The following is a 15524-nucleotide window of genomic DNA, read 5'->3' as shown; positions in this document are numbered from 1 at the left end:
AAGGGATGGACGGACGTGGCGAAGTCGCCCAACTACATCAAGGCCGCATTCCTGATGCCCGCCAACCTGGTGGGGCTGGGCACGGCGGCGGCCTCGGCGGCGATGACTGGCGAGCCCCTGCCGATGCTGGTGGCCCTGGGCCTGGAGGGCCTCTACCTGGGCGTCCTCTCGTCCATGTCGCGCTTCCAGCGCGCGGTGCGGGCGAAGACGCCCGACGACCCGGAGGCGGCGCGCAAGGCGGTGGACGCGCTCCAGTCGGATTTGGCGCCCTCGCAGCGCGAGCACTACCAGCAGCTGTTGGGGCTGAAGGAGAAGATTCTCGCCAACTACCGGAAGCTGCCGGGCGGCAAGGTGCTGGAGGCGGACAGCGAGCCCCGGCTGGACGCGCTGCTCACGTCCTTCCTGCGGCTCATCTCCACGCTGAACCAGTATCGCGCGTACCTCAACAGCTCGGACCGCGAGCACCTGGAGCGCGAGGTGCGCGAGCTGGAGGAGGACCTGGCCCGCGAGGCGAACCCGCGCCTGAAGGACGTGAAGGCGAACCGGGTGGAAATCCTCCGCAAGCGCCTGGCGCGCTTCGAGCAGGCCGGCGAGAGCCGCGAGGTGGTGAGCCACCAGCTCGCGGGCATCGAAGATTTGATGCGCCTGACGCACGAGCAGTCGATTGCCATTCGCGACCCGGAGAGCGTCAACCGCCAGCTCACCGTGCTGAGCGCGGAGGCCGAGGCGACCGAGGAGTCCGTGCGGCAGATGGAGCAGTTCCTGGAGTTCTCCGAGGAGACGCGCGGCCCGCTGCCGCACGGGACGCGCGTCCGGTAGACGCGTCCAGGTAGGGCGCGGCGTGCGCGTGTTGCCCGGTTGCGGAGACCGCGGGGGAGGGGACCGCTCAAGAGAGTCCCCGGCCACCCCGCCAACCCACGCCAGGTGTGAAACCCCGACCCGGACGTTGCCTGGCCGTCATCCGCCCCCCTGCCCTGGGGTCGGTCCTACACGTCACCCACGAATAAATTGACTCTCCGGCCCAGGCATCCTGTCCTGCCAGCATGTTCCGCCGAGCCTGGCTCCCGACGACCCTCCTCCTCGTGCTCGCCGTCGCGGGCTGTTCCCGCTGCGGCAAGGACGCCGGCCCCACCGGCGCGAGCGCTTCGGCGGGCCCCGCCCGCTACCTCCCGAAAGACGCCCAGGCCGCCGTGGTCATCAACGACCTGGGCGCGCTCGGCGAGAAGCTGGCCCGCTTCCAGAACCTCAAGGTCGCCTCCTTCGCCGCGCAGCTGCAGAACTTCTCCTCCGCGGAAGGGTACGTCTCGGCGGTGATGCGGCAGGTGGGCGTTGATTTGCGCAGCCGCCAGGCGCTGGAGGCCGCGGGCATCGCCCCCGGACGCGGCGCGGGCGCGGCGTTCCTCGGTGGCAACCGCGCCGTCTCCATCGTCGGCGTGAAGGACGCGGACGCGCTCCAGGCGACCTTCGCGAAGTTCGCCGGCAGCCGCCTGGGCGCCTCGGAGACGCAGAAGACGTCCGTGGACGGCGGCAGCCTCGTCAGCTTCAGCCGTCCGGGGGCCACCGAGCCCGCGCTGGGCATCCTCTTCCTGAAGGGCACCGACTACGCGCTGCTGGGCGCGGGCGCGTCGGTGGCCACGCTGCGCACGCTGGCCACGATGCCCGCGGAGCAGTCGCTCTCCACCGAGCCCGTGCTGGCCGAGTCCCTCAAGCGCCTCCCGTCCGAGCGCGACTTCCACGTGTGGCTGCCCGGCGGCACCGGCCTGCTCGTGCCGGCCGGCACCGTCCAGGGTGTCACCCTCACCGGCCGCATCGAAGAGCGCGCGGTGACGCTGCACGCGGACGCGCCGTGGCCGGACACGCAGGCCTCGCTCGCGGCGCTGGACCCGCTGAAGGACGCGTCCGACCTCACCGGCGCGCTGCCCGCCGACAGCTTCCTGGTGGCGCGCTTCCGCGGCGACCCGTCCCACCTCGACGGCGCGTGGCCGTACCTGCTGGGCGGCTACATCACCCGCGCGGTGCAGAAGAGCGGGCTCGACATGAAGACCGAGGTGCTCGACAACCTCAAGCCCGGCCTGGTGCTGGGCATGTCGCTGTCGCCCACGGTGAACCTGGGCTCGGGCATGCCCGCGCTGGACTTCCGCCGCACCAACCCCTTCCGCTTCGTGCACCTCGTCGCGCTGGCGGACACCGAGGACGCCGCGAAGACGCAGGCCACGCTGGAGAAGCTGCCGGCCATGGCCGAGGACTTCGGCGCGAAGGTGGAGCCGGCCGACCTGAAGGGCCAGAAGGTCTACCTCACGTCGTACCGCGCGGGGGAGGGTGCCCACTTCGCGCTCGCGCCCAACGGACGGCTGGTGGTCGCCGCCCCGAAGGCCCGGATGGAGGCCACGCTGGCCTCGCTCGCGAAGCCCGCCGGCGAGGGCCCGGTGGCCGCGGACCTGAAGGACGCCGGCAAGGACGCCGCCTTCACGCTGGTGCTCGATTTGCGCCGCCTGTCGGACGCGGTGAAGAACCTGCCCTCCGAGGCCTGGGGCATCGGCGGCTTCGCCATCAAGGCCACCACCGTGCGCTGGCTGGAGGCGACGGATGACCTGCGCGCGGTGACGCTGGCCGTGTCGCGCAAGGAGAAGGCCCTGCAGGCGGAGATGTCCCTGCGCCTGACTCCGGCCGCGGCGGCCTCCACCACCACCCAGCCGGCCACGCCGTGATTCGCGCTCGCGACATCGTGAAGGAGTACGTGGACGGGGACGGCACGAAGGTGCGCGTCCTCGACGGCATGGCCCTGGACGTGGACGCCGGGGACTTCGTCGCGGTGGTGGGCCCGTCCGGCAGCGGCAAGTCCACCCTGCTGCACCTGTTGGGTGGGCTGGACGTGCACTACCAGGGCGACGTGGAGGTGGGCGGCGTGAAGCTGCGCGGCCTGGGTGACAAGGCCCTGGCGCGCTTCCGCAACACCCACGTGGGCTTCGTCTTCCAGTCCTTCCACCTCATCCCCAACCTCTCCGCGCTGGAGAACGTGCTGCTGCCCTCGCACTTCGGCGCGCCGCACCCGGACGGCCGCAAGCGCGCGGAGGCCATGCTGGAGCGCGTGGGCCTGGGCGCGAAGAAGGACCGCGCGCCGGTGCGCCTGTCCGGCGGCGAGCGCCAGCGCGTGGCCATCGCCCGGGCCCTCTACAGCGGGCCGAAGCTGCTGTTGTGCGACGAGCCCACGGGCAACCTGGACTCGGCCACCGGCGAGGGCGTCATCCAGCTGTTCAAGGAGCTGCACCGCGAGGGGCTCACCGTGCTGGCCGTCACCCACGAGGAGCGCATGAGCGCCGCGGCCCGCCGCGTGCTGCGGCTGAAGGAGGGGCGGCTCGTGGAGGAGCGCGCCGACCTGCACCTGGCCACCCGAGGTGCCCCGTGAGGCTGGACGCGCTGTCCCGGCTGGTGCGGCTGAGCCTCGCGCGCGAGCGCAAGGGCGCCTTCTTCTCCGCCTTCGGCGTGGCCATGGGCGTGGGCGCGCTCGTCTTCTTCGTGGGCCTGGGCCTGGGCGTGGGCCGCGTCATCCGCGAGAAGATATTCCCCACCGACGCGCGGCTGGTGGACGTGGTGCCCGCGTCGGTGTCGCTGGGCTCGCTGCTGGGCGGCGGCAAGCTGGACGGGGCCACCGTGGACCGCCTGCGCGCGCTGCCCGGCGTGGAGGACGCGTACCGGAAGATGAACGTCCGCGTGCCCGCGGTGACGCGCTACGACGGCGTCTTCTTCGGGACGAAGCTGCGCATGGGCATGGAAGTGCTGGCCGTGGGCGTGGAGCCGGGCCTGGTGAAGGGCGACGTGCAGCTGGGTGAGTTCAAGGACCCGGGCGACGGCCAGCCGATTCCGGCGCTCGTGTCCACGCGGCTGCTGGAGCTGTACAACAAGACGTTCGCCCCGGCGCGCAAGCTGCCGCAGCTGTCCGCGAACATGATTGTGGGCTTCGGCTTCCCGGTGGAGTTCAACCGCTCCTACGTGGCGAACACCGGAGGGGGGCCCACCCGCTCCGCGACGACGCAGGTGGTGGGCGCGTCGGACCGGGCCATGCTCGCCGGCCTCACCATTCCCCTGGAGACGGCGGTGCGCATCAACCGCGAAGCCGGGGTGGACGCGGAGAGCTTCAGCGGCGTCACCCTGGTGGCGAAGGACCCCTCGCAGGTGCCCGGCATCGTGGAAGCGGTGAAGGGCATGGGGTTGGAAATCGACGACCAGGAGCGCCGCATGGCGGAGAACACGGGCGCGGCGGTGGCGCTCGTCACCTCCGCGCTGGCGCTCCTGTCCATCCTCATCTGCCTGCTGGCGGCGGTGAACATCGCCCACGCGCTGTCGGCCTCCGTGCGGGCGCGCGCCAAGGAGATTGGCGTCATGCAGGCGGTGGGCGCGTCGCGCGCGGACGTGCGCGGCATCGTCCTGGCCGAGGCCGCCGTGGTGGGCCTCCTCGGAGGCGCCGCCGGTACCGCCATCGCCCTGCTGCTGGCCTTCGTGGTGAACCGGCTGGCCTCGGGCTACCTGCCCAACTTCCCCTTCAAGCCCGACAGCTTCTTCTCCTTCCCCTGGCCGGTGGTGGTGGGGGGCGTGCTGCTGGGCCTGTTCGCCGCGCTCGCAGGCGCGTACTTCCCCGCCCGCCGCGCGGCCGCCACCGACCCGGCGCGTACGCTCGCCGGATGATGCTCCCCTCGCGCAAGACGCTGCTCGGCAACGGGCTGAGCCTGGTCGCGCTCGCCTGGATATACGGCGGCGACCTCGCGGACGCCGTGCGCGCCCGGAGCGCGGAGGTGGCCGCCTTCACCGCGCTGCCCTCGCCCGTGGGGCCCGCGGTGGTGCTCGCCCTGACCGTGCTGGCCACACTCGTCGTCGTGGTCGGCGTCGTCGGGGGCCGGGCGGAGGGCTTCAAGGGCTACCGGCTGCTGCCCATCCTGCTGGTGGGCTCGCTCTTCGTGGACCTGGTGATGGCGGAGAGCCGCGTGCCCCTGTCCTCGCTGGACGTGGCCTCCATGTCGCTCCAGCGCTTCCACCAGCTGGCCCAGCAGCTGGCCACGGAGCAGGCCGTCCCGGACGACCCGCGCGTCCTCCAGCCGCTGCTGGAGCAGCTCGGCAAGCCTCCCTACCTCGTCCGCGGCGAGCCGGTGGCCGCGTACACGCTCCAGGTGCGCAAGGACTGCGAGGGCCCGGTGCAAGAGGCCCCGGGTGTTCTGCCGGGGACATTGCTGTATTGCGTCGCCCCGGAGAAGAAGGGCGCCTGGGTGACGCTGGTGGGGCTGCCGGGGGAGCAGCGCTTCGGCGCGCCCGCGGTGGTCTCCGCCCGGGGCGAGACGCGCTTCCTGCTGGTGCGGCCCACGCCTCCGGACGAGGAACAGGTCGGTGCCTTCCGTGACGGGGATGTAGCAGCGGAGCCTTCTGAAGCCGACGCGGGGACCTCCAGCGTCCAGCCCTGAGCCAGCGCGGCCGGACGGAGGGGGGGCGGGCAGCCTGCCTGCCCGGGTACGGGAGTCGTACCCGTGGTTGACCCTGTGGAGTGGCGATCGCTAGGCTCGCTGGGAACGGACCCTCCCCCACGTGACGACCACTCAACCGAAGCGGCAGCCCATCCCGTTTGGGAAGTACCTCCTTCTGGACCGCATCAACATTGGCGGCATGGCGGAGGTGTGGCGCGGGAAGCAGTTCGGCGCGAGCGGCTTCGAGCGCCTCGTGGCCATCAAGCGCATCCTCCCGAACATCGCGGAGGACGAAGAGTTCATCTCGATGTTCATCGACGAGGCGAAGATCAGCGTCCAGCTGACCCACGCCAACATCGCGAGCATCTACGAGCTGGGCCACATCACCAGCAGCTACTTCATCTCGATGGAGTACATCCCCGGCAAGGACATGCGGGCCATCTTCGACCGCTGCCGGAAGAAGGGGGAGCCCGCGCCGGTGCCGCTGGTGGCCTTCTGCGTGTCCAAGATGTGCGAGGGCCTGGACTACGCCCACCGGAAGAAGGACGGGATGGGGCGGGACATGAACATCGTCCACCGCGACATCTCGCCGCAGAACATCCTCATCTCCTACGAGGGGGAGGTGAAGGTCATCGACTTCGGCATCGCCAAGGCGGCGGGCAAGGCCACCAAGACGCAGGCGGGCATCCTCAAGGGCAAGTTCGGCTACATGAGCCCGGAGCAGATCCGCGGCCTGCCGTTGGACCGGCGCTCGGACGTGTTCGCCATCGGCGTGTGCCTCTACGAGATGCTGACCGGTGAGCGCCTCTTCGTGGGCGACAGCGACTTCAGCGTCCTGGAGAAGGTGCGCAAGGCCGAGGTGCCGCCGCCCTCCACGTACAACCGCCGCATCCCCGAGGCGCTGGAGAAGATCGTCCTCAAGGCGCTCGCGAAGGACGTGGACGAGCGCTACCAGTACGCCAGCGAGCTGGGCGACGACCTGCAGCGCTTCCTCATCACCAGCGAGACCATCTTCAGCCGCAAGGACCTCATGCAGTACATGAAGTCCACCTTCGCGGAAGAGGTGGAGCGCGAGAAGCAGCGCCTCGTCGAGTACGCCGACATCAAGCCGCCCGACGGCATGCTGGCCGCGCTGGAGGCCGCGTCCTTCAACAGCACGCCGGGCCAGTCCGCCGCCACCGCCGCCGCCAATGCCGCCGCCGCCGCAGCGGCCGCTGCCCAGCCACCGCCTCCCGCGGCGGTCCCGGCGGTGCCGCAGGTGGCCCCGCAGCCGCCGCGCGCGACGGCCTCCATGGGCACGGTGAGCCCCAGCGGGAGCAGCTCCAACAACGGCGTGCGCCGCTCGCCCACGCTGGCCGCGCTGCCCAAGCTGACGGCCGCCACCGCCGCGCCCGCGCCCAAGGAGGACGAGGTCCTGGCCACGCAGCTGGTGTCCAGCGACCACGTCTTCGACGACAGCCCCGAGCCCACCACGCAGCCGGGCGCCAACGTCGGCCGTGCCGTCACCCCGCTGGAGACGCGCGCGGTGCCCGGGGGCGAGGACGAGGAGCCCAGCACCGGCGGCAGGACGGCCGTGCTGTCGCCTCCGCCCACGCTGGCGCCCTCGGCGCCGCGCCTGTCCCAGGCGAACATGCCGGCCACGGTGCCGCCGCCCTCGCCCGCCATGCCGCCGCGCGCGTCCATGAGCGTGCCCACGCTGGCGCCGGTGGACGCGCCGCCGCCCACGCTGCGGCCCGGCCGGCCCCCTGAGAGCCAGGGGGGGCTGCCGCGCATCGTCCGGGACGTGCCGCCGGACGTGTCGCAGGGCATTCCGCGCTCGGCGCTGCCGCCGGACGTGTCGCAGGGCATTCCGCGCTCGGCGCTGCCGCCGGACCTGGGCCAGGGCATGTCGCGTCCGCCTCCTCCCGTCATGGGACAGGGGCTGGGGCCGGGCAACCGTGCCGCCCCGCAGGAGGACGAGGACGACGAGCAGGAGCGGCCGACGGCCGCGGTGCCCGCGCTGGCGCGCCGGGGCCTGGACAAGCGCGTGGCGCTCTTCGGCGCGCTGGGCGTGCTGGCGCTGCTCCTGCTGGTCGGGATTGGCTGGGCCGTCTCGCGGCCGGGCACCGGCTACATCCTGGTGGACCTGCAGGGCGTTCCGGTGGACGTCCGGAGCTCGGTGAAGGTGCTGGTGGACACGCAGCCGGTCCCCGTGGGCAAGGACCCGGCGTTCCTTCGCGAGGTCCCCGCGGGCCAGGTGATGGTCGTGGTGAGCGCGGAGAACTTCAAGCCCTTCACGCAGACGGTGGAGGTCTCCGAGGGCAAGGGCGTTACCCCCATCCAGGTGGTGCTGGAGAGCCTGTCGCGCTCCGCGTCCCTCATGCTCGACACCGAGCCCGAGGACGCCGAGGTGAAGGTCGACGGCAATGTGGTGCGCCCGCAGGGCCGCAAGGACCGCTTCATCAAGAGCCTGCCCGTCACCGCTCAGGAGTGGTCGGTGGAGGTCAGCGCTCCGGAGTACAAGACGGCGTCGCAGAAGGTCGCCGTGCCCGCGGATGGCCCGGCCGAGGTGCGCCTCAAGCTGCAGCCCCGGGTGGTGAAGGTGGCCGTCAGGGTCGACTCCAAGCCGGCCGGCGCCACCATCTTCGTGGACGGCCAGGACGTGGGGGCCATCACCCCCGCGGTCGTCCAGGTGCCCGCCAGCGCCCGGCAGCTCCTGCTGAAGCTGAAGTGCCACGACGAGGCCGAGGTGGACGTGCCAGAGTCTCAGTCGGGGCAGGGACCGGCGACCGCGCGGGTTTCCCTCAAGCGGCAGCGCGGCTGCCGTTAGCCCCACGCCCGCTCCCCCTGGGAGCGGGCGGGCCTGCTCCCCGGACGGTGGAGCGAGAGGAGGCGTGTGTGAGCAAGGTGCGCAAGGTCAACAAGGCGGATCCGCTGGCGGATCTGCCCCGCTGGGCGCAGCAGCTGGCCCGCAAGTACTACACGAAGACGGTCAGCACCTTCCTGCTGTACGGGGCCGTGCGCGACTTGCAGCCCCTGCAGATGGAGGACGGCAGCCGAGGCTTCGGCACCCTGAAGACGTTCCTCTCCGAGGAGCTCTTCGGCGGCCGGGACCACGTCCTCTTCTATGACCGCTCGTCCGGCGTCCGCTCCGCCACCCCGGAGACGCAGAAGGACCTGATGCGGACGATGTCCGGCTACGACGCCATGTACGGCACGGACTATGCCAAGGTCATGCCGAGAGACCCGGGCCGGGCGCTCCAGATTCTGGAGAACTTCCTCCGCATGCGCGTGAGCGAGGGCAAGTCCCTGGCGCTCATCATCGACTTCGCGGAGACGCTGGTGCCGGGCGGGGAGATTTCCCACCTGTCCACCGAGGACCGCTTCGTGCTCGCCACGCTGGACAAGTGGGCGCATGACCCGCAGTTCCTCGCGGGCGACGTCTCCGTCGTCCTGCTCGCGGAGAACCTGGCGGACATCTCTCCGCGCATCAGCCGCAACCCCTACGCGGCGCCGATCGAGCTGCCCCTCCCCAACGAGGAGGAGCGGCTGGAGTACGTGCGCTACAAGCTCGAGGGCAAGCGGCTGCAGTCGCTGTCGGACGTGCCGCTGGCGGGCCTGGCGAAGATGACGGCGGGCCTGTCCCGCATCAACCTGGACCGCGTCCTCACCGAAGCGCTGGAGCGCGAGGTGCGGATCACGCCGGAGCTCCTCAAGGAGAAGAAGAAGGAAATCATCCAGGCGGAGTGCCATGGCCTGCTGGAGTTCATCGAGCCGACGCACTCGCTGGACTCGGTGGCCGGGCACACCAAGGCCAAGGAGATGCTGCGGCAGGCCGCCAGCGCCCTGAAGAAGGGCCGCATGGAGGTGATGCCCATGGGCTACCTGCTCACCGGGCCGGTGGGCACGGGCAAGACGTTCATGGTGAGCTGCTTCGCCGGGGAGATTGGCATCCCCGTGGTGAAGTTCCTCAACTTCCGCAGCCAGTGGCAGGGCGTTACCGAGTCCAACCTGGAGAAGATCTTCAACCTGCTCAAGGCCCTGTGGCCGGTGGCGGTGATGATCGACGAGGCGGACACCTTCCTGGGCAACCGCGACTCCGGCGGTGACTCGGGGACGAGCAGCCGCGTGTTCGGCTCCATCGCCTCCTTCATGGGCAACACGCAGTACCGCGGGAAGATTGTCTGGTTCCTGATGACGGCCCGCCCGGACCTGCTGCCCATCGACCTCAAGCGCCAGGGCCGCGCCGAGGAGCACATTGCCCTCTTCTACCCGCAGTCGGACGCGGAGCGAGACGAGCTCTTCAAGGTCATGTCCAAGAAGACGGGCGTGGCGGTGGAGGGCGTGGACTCGTTCGCCGCGCTGATTCCGGAGGGCATCCGCGCCTTCAGCGGCGCGGACATCGAGGCCGTCATGGTGCGCTCGAAGTTCCGCGCGCTGGCGGCGGGCCGCGAGTCGGTGGGCAAGGACGACGTGGCCGCGGTGCTGGCGGACTTCGTGCCCCCCAGCTACCCGCTCGAAATCGAGCTGCAGAACCTGGTGGCGGTGCAGGAGTGCACCAGCCGCGAGCTGCTGCCCGAGGGCTTCCGCAAGCTGGACCGCGACTTCATCACCCGCCGCGTGCGGGAGCTGAAGGCGCTGCTCGAGGGGTAGCCCTCCCCGGGCCTCAGGACACCGGCACCGGGACACCCAGGTGCGGGTCGTCCACGTGCTCCACGATGGCCACGCGGTCCCCCGGGGACAGCGCGTCGTGGAGCACGAGCACCGCCTCGTTCGAGTGACGGATGCAGCCGTGGGACACATCCGCGCCCAGCAGGGCGGGGGCGTAGGTCCCATGCAGCTCCTCTCCCGAGTGGCGCCCGTCCGCCCAGGACAAGTCGAGGATGCGCACGCCGAAGACGTGCCTGTCACTCCAGAGCCGCGCGCCCGCGGCCTCGGCGGCGGCCTGGTCCAGCTTCGTGCGCACCACCTTGAGCCCGGTGCGCGTGGGCGTGGCGGCGGTGCCGGTGGCGTTGGGGAAGAGGTCCACGAGGCGGCCCTCCGTGTCGTAGAGGAAGGTGCGGTGCTCTCGGAGGGCCACCACCACGCGGACGGGCTGGCCGTCGTAGAAGGCGGAGGGCAGGCCCCGGGACTGGCCGCGTGCGCCCGGAGCCGGGGCCAGGGCGTCCAGCGCGCGCAGGGTGGCGGCGTCCAGCGTGCCCGTGGGGCGTACGGTGGGGAAGGTGCGCGAGGCGTGGACCTGGAAGTTGCGGAGCGCCCGCGCGGTCTGCTGGCCGTAGCGGCCGTCCGCGCCGCCGTGGAGCGAGAAGCCCATGTCGAGGAGTGCGGACTGCACGGCGCGCAGGCCGTCTCCCTTCGTGCCCGGCCCCAATACCTGCTGGCCCGAGGCCACGTCGGCGAGCTGCGGCAGGCCGGTGAAGCGGGCGTTGGACGGCGGCTCCGGCAGGCGGGGCAGGGCGGACGCGCCGCGCGTGTCGGCAAGCGGCTGGGGCAGGTCGGTGGCAGCGGCCCGGGGTGGCGGTAATCCGCCGGAGGCGCGCTGCCGGGTGTCGCTGTCCGGGCTCCGCGGCTCGAGGAGGAGGGCGGCCCGCGAAACGTCCGCCGCGCTCGTCGGTGCCGGCAGCAGCGTTCTCTCCGGCGCGTCCCGCTCGTCGGTGGCCATCCCGTAGCGCGGACGCCCATCCATCCGCTGGCTGGCATTCACCTGGAGCGGCGGCGACCTGGGCGCGAGGGGCCGGACCTCTGGCGGGCCACCCTCCGTCGGCGGCACGTCCTGCGAGGCGGGAAGGGGGAGCAGCGAGCGAGAGTCCTGCGGCGAGAGGGTGGTGGTCATCCCCCGCCGCAGTGCAAATCACCCGCCCGGCGTCAGGGCGCGCTCAGGTTGAGCAGCTTGCCCGTGGGGATGGTGCGGTGGTCCTTGATGTTGTTCCACCGCATGATGTCCTCGACGGAGACGCCGTAGCGCTGCGCCACGGACCAGAGCGTCTCGCCTTCGGCCAGCGCGTGCGTCCGGCTGCTGGCCTTCGCCGCCACCGTCTTCGCCACCACCGTGCCCGAGCGCTCCTGCACCTGCGCCGTGGCCGCGCTTCCCTCCGGCCACACGTACAGCAGCGAGCCCACCTGCAGCGTCGGGTTGCGCCGCGTCAGGTTGTTCCACTTCTTCAGGTCGTCCACCGACACGTTGAACTTCGTCGCCACCACCCAGAGGCTGTCGCCGGACTGCACGCCGTACGTCACCCGGGTGCGGCCGTTGAGCTTCTCCGTCTTCACCGGCCCCGCGGCCACGGGCCCCTTGGGCGTGCCCGCCGGCACCTCGTCCTCGGGCCGCACCACCACGCCGCTGCGCCGCGCCTGCGCCACCTTGCTCGCCAGCGCGCCGCCCGTCGTGCCGCCACCGCCGCCCCTGCCCGTGGGCACCGGAATCACCAGCTCCTGGTTCAGCTTCAGCGTGCGCGCCGACTTGAGCTGGTTCATCTGGAGGATGGCCTCGGACGCGGTGCCGTACTTCTCGGCAATCTGCGACAGCGTGTCCCCGCGCTTCACCTTGTGGACGCGGAAGGCCAGCCGCTCGGCGGGCGCCATCCGCTTGTAGTTCTCCGCGAAGGTCGTCCCCGCGCCCCGGGGCACCCGCAGCGTGTACGGGTTCTTCGTGCTCGCCGGCGGCGTGCACCAGCGGCGCAGCTCCGGGTTGAGGTCCTGCACCAGCTTGACGCTCACCCCCGCCGCCCGCGCCACCACGTCCAGGTCCGCCGCGTCCGTCAGCTCCACCTCGTCGAACTCGAGCACCGGCTCGGGCTCGAACTCCTCCTCGGAGATGCCGAACGCGCTCGGGTTCTTCGCCACCAGCGCCGCGGCGATGAGCTTGGGCACGTAGTGCTTCGTCTCCTTCGCCAGCCCGCGCTCCTCGGCGAGCACCCAGAAGTTGTTCGTGCCGTGCCGCTCCACCATCCGCCGCACGCGTCCGGAGCCCGTGTTGTAACCGGCCCACGCCAGGTACCAGTGCCCCAGCTCCCGCTTCAGGTCTTTCAGGTACGACGCCGCCGCGTGCGTGGCCTTGATGGGGTCCCTGCGCTCGTCCACCCAGAAGTCCTGCTTCAGCCCGTACTGCTTGCCCGTGCTGGAGATGAACTGCCACGGCCCCGCAGCGTGCGCCCACGAGTACGCGTTGGCCGAGAAGCCGCTCTCGATCATGGCCAGGTACACCGTGTCCTTCGGCAGCCCGTACTGCTCCAGGATGGGCTGCATCACCGGCATGTACCGCGCGGCGCGCGACATCCACTTGCGGAACCAGCGCCGGCCCGGGCCCTGGAAGAACTGGATGTACTGGGCCACCAGCGGCTGCATCTCCACCGGGATGTCGTAGCGGTCCTGAATCTGCGCGACGTCGAAGTTGGCCACGTCGGTGATGAGCGGCAGCTCCGCGGGCGTGTCGTCCTCGCGGAACGTCGGCTCGTCCAGCGCGTCCAGCATCCGCATCCGCAGCGGGTTGGCCAGCCCCAGCCGCCGCAGCGACTGCATGACCTCCGCGTTGGGGCGCGCCTGCGGGTCCAGCGCGGCGCCCTCCAGCGCGCGCAGCTCCTCCAGCTCCGCGGACTCGGCTTCCACCTCCTCGCTGGTGGCCTCCTCCTCGGGCGCGGGCTCCTCGGCGGCGGTGGGCTCACCACCCGCGGCGGGCGCCTCGCCCGTCAGCAGGCGCTTCTCGTCCGCGGCCAGCACCCGCATGCCCGGAGGCGGCGGAGGCATGGGCGGAGGGGCGCCCTCCGAGGCTGGGAGCGAGGCCAGGGCGAGCAGCAGGAGGGGAAGAGGCGGCATGGAGTCGCGAACCCAGAAGCGCCCAGAAGCAGGCGGAGGCCGAAGTATTCGCGCTTTTTCTTGACAGTCAAACAACGAGTCGCGCCGTGTGACCTTTCGGTGGACGCCGCGTGGGAGCAGGCGTCCAGGCGAGCCCGTCCTATGGCGTCGACTTCCGGGGTTCCACCGGCTTCCCGTGTCCGGGCCCGAGGATTCGCGGCAGGTAGGTCGCGAAGTCGAAGTGGGGCGAGTTCTCCGGGTTGTGGCAGGTGATGCACACCGACTCGCCCGGGGAGGCGATGATGGTGTCCGTGGACGGCGCGTCCGCGTGCTCCGAGCCCGGGCCGTGGCAGCTCTCGCAGCCCACGTCCTCGCGGCCGGCCACCTTGTCCAGGCGGCACACGCCGCCGGGCTGCTCCCAGCCCGTCACGTGGCAGCTCACGCAGTTGAGGTGGAACTGCTTGCCCTGGGACTCCAGCGTCTCCCACGCGTGGGAGTGCTTGGACTTCTCCCAGACGGGGAAGGTGTCCTCGTGGCAGGTGCGGCACGTGTCGCTGCCCACGAAGGCCGCCTGGCCCTTCTTCGGCGCGGGGCAGTCCTGGCCGTGCTCCTTCGCCCACGCGAGGTTCATCTTCCCCACGTCCGCGTCGTACGCGGCCACCAGCGCCTGCGCGTCGGGGTGCGAGGGCAGGCTGGACTCCAGCGGGACGAAGCGCAGGGTGAAGCCGTTGGTGTCGCCCGGAGGCGCGGAGGGCGCCGTCAGGAGCGCCTGCTTGCGCGCCACCAGCTCATCCCGCTTGCCCTGCTTCAGCGCCTTCAGCTTCGGGTCCACGCCGGGCAGGTTGATTTCCTTGTCCAGCAGGGCGAGCCGCTGGTCCAGCGTCGCCGCCTCGCGCTCGGTGTCGCCCTGGCCCTTGAGCAGGGTGAAGGCGCCCGGCTGGGGCGCGTAGCCCAGGTCCACGCGCAACAGCGAGCGCCCCTTGCTCTGCAGCGCCACCACCGGCACCGCGGCGCGCACCAGCTTGTTCTGCTCGCCGCTGAACTCCGTCGCGGTGCGGGTGGCCACCACCACGTCCGCCTTCAGGCCCGGCCGGTCCACCGCGGCCTGCGCCGCGTCCAGCGTGGCGTCCAGCAGGGCCACCACGAAGTCCGCCCCTTCCGCGCGGGCCCGGGCACTGGCCTCCACCAGCTGCTCCGGCGTCCGGGCCGCCACCACGCCAACCTTGCGCGCGCCCGCGGGCAGCACCTTCACCGCGCCGGGCGGCAGCTCCGGCAGCCCCAGGCCCTGGCGGAAGGCCGCGCCGCGCGTCTCGTCCAGCGGGCCGGTGGCGCGCACGGCCAGGCCCATCAGCCGCATGGCGTCCGACAGGGCCTTCGCCTTGCGCTCCTCCTGAGGCACCTGGCCGGGCTTCAGCTCGGGCTCGCCGAAGAGGCTGTTGCCGCCGTCGACGTAGAGGACGGGCAGGGGGCCCTTGCGCGCCTCCAGCACCTGCGAGGCCGCGCGGGCGATGCCGCCGCGCATGTTCTCACTGCAGCCGCACGGGCCCAGGTAGCCGCGCGTGTCCGCGGAGACGAAGAGGATGGCGCCCGGGGCGCTGCTGTTGGACGCCGGGGCCGCCGCGCTCGGGGCCGCCGCGGCCGTGCCGGCTTCCGGGGGGGCGGGCGGCGCCGACTCCTTGCGCATGCACCCGGCGAGCGACGCGCCCAGGAGCGCGGCGACGAGGACGCGGCGCATGGGGTTCACCAGAGGATGCTCTGCACCAGCTCGTCTATCTTCTCGCCCATCGCCTCCAGCCCGTTCACCTTGGACAGGGAGCCGTCGGCGCCGACCTGCTCGGCCAGCTTGGACAGCTCGTCGTCCGGGAGGCTGGAGAACAGGACGATGGGGATGTCCTGCGTGCCGTACTCGTTCTTGAGCGTGCGGCAGATGTCCGTGCCCTTGGCCTCGGGCATGTGGATGTCGGTGAGGATGAGGTCCGGCCGCCAGCTCTGGAGCGTCTTCTCGAACTCCATCAGGGTCGACGTGGCGACGACCTCGTAGCCCCGCGCCTCGAGCACCGCCTTCTCCATGGCGAGCGTGATTTCGCTGTCGTCAATCAGGAGGATTCTTCGCTTCTCGGACACGGCGACCTTCCTTGGGGCCGTTTCTATCCTACCCCCATCCTGCGCACCAACGGTTTCCCAAGCCCTGAGATGCGGCCGCATGCTCCCATGTTGGCCTGTCCACCGTCGCACGCTCGGCCGCCAGAGGGGCAGCCCCCACTTCTTCCGGCATGACGCCCGAAAAGGAGTATGGAAAGACCC

At 71.5% G+C, this 15524-nt stretch carries 11 protein-coding genes; 7 read left to right on the top strand and 4 right to left on the bottom strand.

All coding sequences use genetic code 11. The annotated features are described in order from the left end of the window. The first annotated feature begins 15 nt into the window (after window positions 1-15). The 7 genes from ACX9TP_RS36630 (at window position 16) to ACX9TP_RS36600 (ending at window position 10082) form a co-directional block, all read left to right on the top strand. On the top strand, window positions 16-819 hold the full coding sequence (locus ACX9TP_RS36630) for a hypothetical protein (RefSeq protein WP_482975295.1): 804 nt from the start codon (window positions 16-18) through the stop codon (window positions 817-819). Between the two features lie 224 nt (window positions 820-1043). Further along, window positions 1044-2708, top strand: coding sequence for a hypothetical protein (locus ACX9TP_RS36625; protein ID WP_482975294.1), 1665 nt, complete (start codon window positions 1044-1046; stop codon window positions 2706-2708). Next, complete coding sequence (locus tag ACX9TP_RS36620) at window positions 2705-3406, top strand: ABC transporter ATP-binding protein (protein WP_482975293.1); 702 nt, start codon at window positions 2705-2707, stop codon at window positions 3404-3406. The genes ACX9TP_RS36625 and ACX9TP_RS36620 overlap by 4 nt, the downstream gene beginning before the upstream one ends. Then, complete coding sequence (locus tag ACX9TP_RS36615; protein WP_482975292.1) at window positions 3403-4683, top strand: ABC transporter permease; 1281 nt, start codon at window positions 3403-3405, stop codon at window positions 4681-4683. Before ACX9TP_RS36620 ends, ACX9TP_RS36615 begins: the two co-directional genes overlap by 4 nt. After that, complete coding sequence (locus ACX9TP_RS36610; RefSeq protein WP_482975291.1) at window positions 4680-5450, top strand: hypothetical protein; 771 nt, start codon at window positions 4680-4682, stop codon at window positions 5448-5450. Before ACX9TP_RS36615 ends, ACX9TP_RS36610 begins: the two co-directional genes overlap by 4 nt. 121 nt (window positions 5451-5571) lie before the next feature. Beyond that, on the top strand, window positions 5572-8259 hold the full coding sequence (locus tag ACX9TP_RS36605) for a protein kinase domain-containing protein (protein WP_482975290.1): 2688 nt from the start codon (window positions 5572-5574) through the stop codon (window positions 8257-8259). A gap of 68 nt (window positions 8260-8327) precedes the next feature. Then, window positions 8328-10082: an ATP-binding protein gene (locus ACX9TP_RS36600; protein WP_482975289.1), complete on the top strand. Its 1755-nt coding sequence runs from the start codon at window positions 8328-8330 to the stop codon at window positions 10080-10082. Window positions 10083-10095: 13 nt separating this feature from the next. On the opposite strand, the gene ACX9TP_RS36595 is transcribed toward ACX9TP_RS36600, so the two are convergent. The 4 genes from ACX9TP_RS36595 to ACX9TP_RS36580 all read right to left on the bottom strand — a co-directional run bounded on the left by ACX9TP_RS36595 (window position 10096) and on the right by ACX9TP_RS36580 (window position 15344). Then, window positions 10096-10764, bottom strand: coding sequence for a L,D-transpeptidase family protein (locus tag ACX9TP_RS36595; protein WP_482975288.1), 669 nt, complete (start codon window positions 10762-10764; stop codon window positions 10096-10098). A 530-nt stretch (window positions 10765-11294) separates the two neighbouring features. Next, window positions 11295-13241 (bottom strand): lytic transglycosylase domain-containing protein, encoded by a 1947-nt coding sequence (locus tag ACX9TP_RS36590; protein ID WP_482975287.1) that lies wholly within the window; start codon window positions 13239-13241, stop codon window positions 11295-11297. 139 nt (window positions 13242-13380) lie between these two features. Next, window positions 13381-14955, bottom strand: a complete 1575-nt coding sequence (locus tag ACX9TP_RS36585; protein WP_482975286.1) for a multiheme c-type cytochrome — start codon at window positions 14953-14955, stop codon at window positions 13381-13383. A 5-nt stretch (window positions 14956-14960) separates the two neighbouring features. Continuing rightward, complete coding sequence (locus ACX9TP_RS36580) at window positions 14961-15344, bottom strand: response regulator (RefSeq protein WP_120202605.1); 384 nt, start codon at window positions 15342-15344, stop codon at window positions 14961-14963. Between the last annotated feature and the right edge of the window lie 180 nt (window positions 15345-15524).

This window comes from Pyxidicoccus sp. M15 (assembly GCF_056858435.1).
Note: the sequence above shows the minus strand (reverse complement) of the source record. Positions and strands in the feature narration are given on the sequence as shown.

Coding starts and splice junctions, on each gene's coding strand:
- ACX9TP_RS36585 (WP_482975286.1), bottom strand. CDS start 14,955: ATGCGCCGCGTCCTCGTCGCCGCGCTCCTGGGCGCGTCGCTCGCCGGG.
- ACX9TP_RS36590 (WP_482975287.1), bottom strand. CDS start 13,241: ATGCCGCCTCTTCCCCTCCTGCTGCTCGCCCTGGCCTCGCTCCCAGCC.
- ACX9TP_RS36625 (WP_482975294.1), top strand. CDS start 1,044: ATGTTCCGCCGAGCCTGGCTCCCGACGACCCTCCTCCTCGTGCTCGCC.
- ACX9TP_RS36610 (WP_482975291.1), top strand. CDS start 4,680: ATGATGCTCCCCTCGCGCAAGACGCTGCTCGGCAACGGGCTGAGCCTG.